The organism is Clostridium sp. (assembly GCF_032552055.1).
Classification (GTDB): domain Bacteria; phylum Bacillota; class Clostridia; order Clostridiales; family Clostridiaceae; genus Clostridium.
On the sequence record NZ_JAWGSV010000193.1, the window covers coordinates 1 to 5,907 of the forward strand.

A 5,907-nucleotide genomic window follows, 5' to 3' on the forward strand; every position below is an offset into this window, starting at 1 on the left:
ATTCTAGGTTAAAAGTAGTATATAAATGGCTACTTTTTAAAAAATCTTTAAGGGTTATAGGGAATTTGTAATTAATTAGTGATTTAAAGATAATAAAAAACATGTTAAATGGATAAGATTAATAAAGTAAGTCTTGAATAATATACCAAGGTGTTTAATAATTATAAATTAATCAAACTTAAATATTTATTTGAAAATTATACAAAGGGAGTGAGAATGAAATGGGTAGTAAATTTAGCAAAAAATACACTATAAATATATATGACGTTGATTCAAATTATAAATGCAAGTACTCTTCACTAATGAATTATCTATGGGATGTAGTAGTGTCTCAAAGTGACTCATTAGGGGAAACTGATAATGGTCTAGTTAATAATTGTATATGGGTATTATTAAAATATGACTTAGATATTATTGAATATCCTAAATTTCGTGATACTATAACTGTTGAAACTGATATTGTTGGAGTAAAGAAATTATATGGCTATAGAAGTTTTACAATAAAAGATTCAAAAGATAAGATTCTTATATCAGGTCTTTCTACAGCAATTTTAATTGATTTTGAAAAAAGGAAGCCAGTAAAAATTTCTCCTGATCAATATAAGGTTTATAGTATAGAAAAAGAACTAGAAGAAAATATTCCATTGGATGATTTCTTAAATATTAATGAAATTAAATATTCTAAAAATTATCATGTTCGTTATAGTGATGTAGATATTAACAAACATGTTAACAACGTTAAATATATGGAAATTGCCATTGACACCTTACCTAGAGATATTATAAATAATTATGAAGTTTCAAATATAAAAGTCTTATTTAAAAAAGAAGCTACAGATGGAGTCACTTTAGAAGTTAATAGTGATGTAATAATAAGTAGTGAAAATGAGTTAACCACTCTACATACAATTTTTGATTCCAACCATAATAAACCAATTACTAAATTAGAATTTAAGTGGATAAAGTTATAGTCGTTAATTGTATAAAAAAAGATACATAGAAAATCTTACTATGTATCTTTTTTTATATAATTATATTCTTATAGTCATATACCCTGTTAATTAAAGATGTGTTTATATTAAAATTATACTGCCTATTGATAAATAGGCTATTTTATCTCCTTCCTTTAATATCTGATAATAATAAAAGCTCATCGTCTATTCTTACATCTTTATCAATGAATTCTAATATTTTTCTGCATTTTTTATTATCTCTTTATTCTTTATCATTAATCTCTCATAATAAATCTTAATAGTTGCAGCTGTAGGCGAAGCTAAAAGCATTCCTATGGCTCCAAAGAATCCTCCTCCAATTAATACTGCCACTATTATTAATAAAGGTCTAACCCCTACCTTATCACCAATCAGCTTAGGGTCTAAGTACCACCCATCAAATAGTTGAAGTAATAATAAAACTGCAAATACTATTAATCCCTTTGTTGGAGAAACAAATACATTAAATAAGAATCCCACTATTTCTCCTATAAAAGGACCAAAATAAGGAATCATATTAGTTATACCAACTATAATAGCTAGTAAAAATGCATATTCTGATTTAACAACAGTAAGTAAAATCAATGCCATAAATCCTATAATTGTAGAATCTATTGCCTTTATCCCAATATATGCACCTATCATGCTATGATAAATCCTTATTGCCTCTATTACTTTAACTGCTTTCTTTTCTTTAATTATAAGGAAGGTAATTTTCTTACTTTCTCTTATTATTCTATCTTTATCAGTAAGTACGTATATTGATATGAGTAATCCTATAAATATCTTAACAATTTGACTAGATATAGTTACTGCATAGGATATAGCCCCTTCTAATATAGTCACTGATATTGCACCAATTTTAGATATTAAATCATTTATATTATCCATTATTCCAGTTGAAGTAATAATATCTTGGATTTCCCTATTATTTAATAAACTATTCATCCAAGATTGGCACTCTTTTATATAAGAAGGTATGTTACTTGTTAAGTCTATAAGGCTGTTAACCATATTGGGAATAAGGAATATAGCTACAACTACTAAAATAACTATTAAAAGCACATATGCACTTAATATAGCTATACCTTCTTTTGTTTTAAATTTTCTCTTTATAAATTTAACTAGAGGATTTAATATATAAGCTATTATAAAGCCATAAACTACAGGTAATAGCAACAACCATAATTTACTAATTATATTAAAGAAATAATTATAATTTTCTATTAGCTTATACCCTATTAGTGCTATTGAAAGTATTAACAAAACTAATAAAAGTATATCTCTATATTTAAACTTATTAAAAATAATATCTCCCCCTTTTTAATTATTAATATATCATAATTAATAATTTTGACTATATATTATTTGTTAATTTTTTATATATGGCCATTTATTTTTAAAAGAAAATTAAGCTTACAGCTAATGACTTAACTGTAAGCTATTTGGGTATTACATCTTTTCTACTACTTCTATTCCTATTAATGCTAAAGCATTTTCAATTACTTGGCATGTAGCTTTAACTAGGCTTAATCTAGCAGCCTTTAATGATTCATCTTCTAAGTTTAATACTGAGTGAGAGTTATAGAATTTATTAAATAGCTTAGCTACTTCAATAGCATATCTTGTTATTATAGATGGCTCTAACTTTTCAGTTGCTAAGTGTATTTGCTTTGCAAATCCTTCTAATGCTTTAATAAGTTCAAATTCTTCCTTAGTATCTAATTTAGAGTAATCTGCTTCTCCTGAAATCTCTCCAGCCCTAGTTAATATACTGTTTGCTCTTGCATAAGAATATTGAACATAAGGACCTGTTTCACCTTCAAATGAAAGCATTTCCTTCCAATCAAATACTATATCCTTTTCTCTAGAGTTCTTTAAATATGTGAATACAATAGCACCTACACCTATTTTTTTAGCTACTTCTTCCTTATTTTCTAAATTAGGATTCTTCTCATTTATTACTTCTAGAGTTTTATCTACAGATTCCTTAATTAAATCATCTAATAATATAACTTCACCTTTTCTAGTTGAAAGCTTTCTATCAGCAAATTTAACTAAACCAAAACCTACATGTACACAATCATTAGCCCACTCATGTCCAGCAAGCTCTAATACTTTAAATACTTGCTTAAAATGTAATGCTTGAGGAGTTCCTACAACATAAATACTCTTATAGAAATCATAAGTTTTCTTTCTATACATAGCTGCTGCTAAATCTCTAGTTGCATAAATAGAAGCACCATCACCTTTTAACACTATGCAAGGTGGCATATTATATTCATCTAGCATTACTACTTGAGCACCATTACTTTCTACTAAAAGATTTTTTTCTTTTAATTCATTTACTACAACATCCATCTTATCATTGTAGAATGCTTCACCAGCATATGAATCGAACTCTACATTAAATATGTCATATATTCTTGCAAACTCTTTTAAACTTAAATCTCTAAATCTCTTCCATAAAGCCTCAACTTCTTTATCTCCATCTTCTAAAGCCTTAAAGTAAGCTCTTCCTTCATCTTCTAAAGCAGGATCTTTTTCAGCTTCATCATGGAACTTAACATATATTCTTAAAAGTTCATCTATTGCATTTTCTTCTAAGGCTTCTTCATTTCCCCATCTCTTATATGCAGAAATCAGCTTACCAAATTGAGTTCCCCAATCACCTAAGTGATTAATTCCTTCAACCTTATATCCTTCTTTCTTAAATAGCTTGTATAATGAATTACCTATAGCTGTAGTAAATAAATGTCCTACGTGGAAAGGTTTAGCTATATTAGGTGATGAATATTCTACACATATAGTTTTTCCTTCTCCTATATTAGTTGAACCATATTCTTTTCCTTCATTTAATACTTTAGTTATAGTATTTTTAGTAAAGCTTCCCTTATCAACAAAAAAGTTAACATATGGTCCTATATTTACTATCTTTTCAAATCCATCATTATCTATTTTATCCTTTAATTCTTCAGATATCATATTCGGTGCTTTTCTAAAAGCTTTAGCTAATTGGAAACATGGAAATGCATAGTCCCCCATCTCACTCTTTGGTGGTATTTCAATTAACTTTTCTATAGCTTCAACATCCATATCAACATGGTTTTTAATAGCTTCAGCAACTTTCTTTTTATAATCCATTATTTCTCCTCCTTAAATCTTCATATAAATAAAAAACCGCCTCTTAAATAAATAAGAGACGGACAAATCCGCGGTACCACTCTGATTGCATATATAATGCCACTCAATGCTTTAACGCAGCAAACGAACTATCCTACTTAAATTTCAGTAGCTATCTCCGAGGCTCTTTTCCACATACTTTATCTTATAAGGCTTCCACCATCCCCTACTCGCTTAAAGAATCAAATATAGTACTCTTCTCTTCATAGATATTATCATTATTATTCTATTATAATATCAACATTATACATAAACAAAAGATTTATTGTCAACCTAAAATCTCATCTCTTTACTATACTTTGAAAATTAAAATGATATATAGGTTGTAATGAAATTTTCATATTTTATTAAGTTATATCATATGAAATTATTTCAGTTAAGTAATTATACAATCAATCTATATAAAACTTAAGAAATCTATGATTTCAATTAATATAATTTACTTTCAAAACTATTTTTCATTTAAAATAACATAAGACCTCAAAATGTAGATTATTTATTAAAACATCTATATAATAGTTTATATCAAAGTTTTCATAATTTTTACTTAAGGAGTTAATATGGATAGGATTGGGATAGTTGATATAGGTCCAAGTTCCCTTAGACTTATGTTGACTGAGGTTGATGAAAATGGTTATTTCAAAATTATTGATGAACTAAAAACTTCTATTAGATTAGGACATGATCTAGTAAATGAATATTGCATATCTAATGATAACTTTAAAACTATAATCTCTACTTTAAGAGCTTATAAATCATTATGTACAGTTTCAGGTGCTAGTAAAATTTTTGCTGTTGCTACTGAATCCTTAAGAGATGCTAAAAATAAGGATTCATTACTTAACTTAATTAAAGATGAGCTTAATATAGATATAAGAGTATTATCTTGTGAAGAAGAAATAAATTATAATTTTCTTGGAATCAGAAAAAGTATATCTATCACTAATTCACTTATGGTTGAAGTTGCTGGAACTGATACTCATATAGCTTGGATAAAAGGTGATGATATTATTAAAAGTATAACTTTACCTATAGGAAGTGTTAACTTTACTTATCACTTTAATTTACATGATAGAATTCTTTCTCAAGATTTAACTACTGCATCAGAATTTATTAATGAATTGTTAGATGAGCTTCATTGGCTTAAGGATACTAAATTTGATTCAATTATAGGAATTGCTTCAACTATTAGAAACGTTGGAAAAATAGATAGGGTTAGAAAAAGATATCCTTTTGATATTCCTCATAATTATGAACTTTCCGATTTAGATGTCCAAGAAATATTTAATTTATTAAAATGTAAGGACTATAAACAAAGACAAAAGTTAGATGGTATTGAGCCAGAGTTAGCTGATATTATTGTTGGTGGTACTGCAATATTTAAAAAAATTGCTAACCTAGTTCATTGTAGCAAAATAATAATTTCTGGCAGGGGGCTAAGAGAAGGCTTAATGTATGAGTACTTAGAAAAAACTTACACTATTCCTAAAGATATATTAGATTATAGCTTAAACGGAATCTTAAATACCTTAAACGGTAATATAGATCATGCTAAAAATGTTTTTAATATTACATTAAACTTATTTGAAGCCTTAAAACCACTTCATAAATTAGGGGATGAATTTTATAATATTATAAAAACCTCTACTATGCTGCATGATTCTGGAATAAGTATAAACTATTATAACCATCACAAGCATTCCTTTTATATAATTTTAAATTCTTATATAAA

The 5,907-nt window shown here is 26.9% G+C and carries 4 protein-coding genes and 1 other annotated feature; of the genes, 2 read left to right on the forward strand and 2 right to left on the reverse strand.

Features of this window, described 5'->3' with window-relative positions:
* Positions 1-221: 221 nt before the first annotated feature.
* Complete coding sequence (locus E6248_RS11965; RefSeq protein ID WP_316341032.1) at positions 222-971, forward strand: acyl-ACP thioesterase domain-containing protein; 750 nt, start codon at positions 222-224, stop codon at positions 969-971.
* A gap of 213 nt (positions 972-1,184) precedes the next feature.
* On the opposite strand, the gene E6248_RS11970 is transcribed toward E6248_RS11965, so the two are convergent.
* Together E6248_RS11970 and argS are read right to left on the reverse strand one after the other, a co-directional pair.
* The gene (locus E6248_RS11970) at positions 1,185-2,258 is read right to left on the reverse strand and encodes an AI-2E family transporter (RefSeq protein ID WP_316341033.1); all 1,074 of its coding nucleotides are present in this window, start codon (positions 2,256-2,258) and stop codon (positions 1,185-1,187) included.
* A 186-nt stretch (positions 2,259-2,444) separates the two neighbouring features.
* Entirely contained in the window at positions 2,445-4,136 is a 1,692-nt protein-coding gene (argS, locus tag E6248_RS11975; protein WP_316341034.1) for an arginine--tRNA ligase, read from the reverse strand.
* 51 nt (positions 4,137-4,187) lie between these two features.
* Positions 4,188-4,391 (reverse strand) — a binding site (T-box leader).
* A gap of 344 nt (positions 4,392-4,735) precedes the next feature.
* Here argS and E6248_RS11980 point away from each other — a divergent pair.
* Positions 4,736-5,907 (forward strand): Ppx/GppA phosphatase family protein (locus tag E6248_RS11980; RefSeq protein ID WP_316341035.1); only part of this gene is annotated, 1,172 nt, incomplete at its 3' end.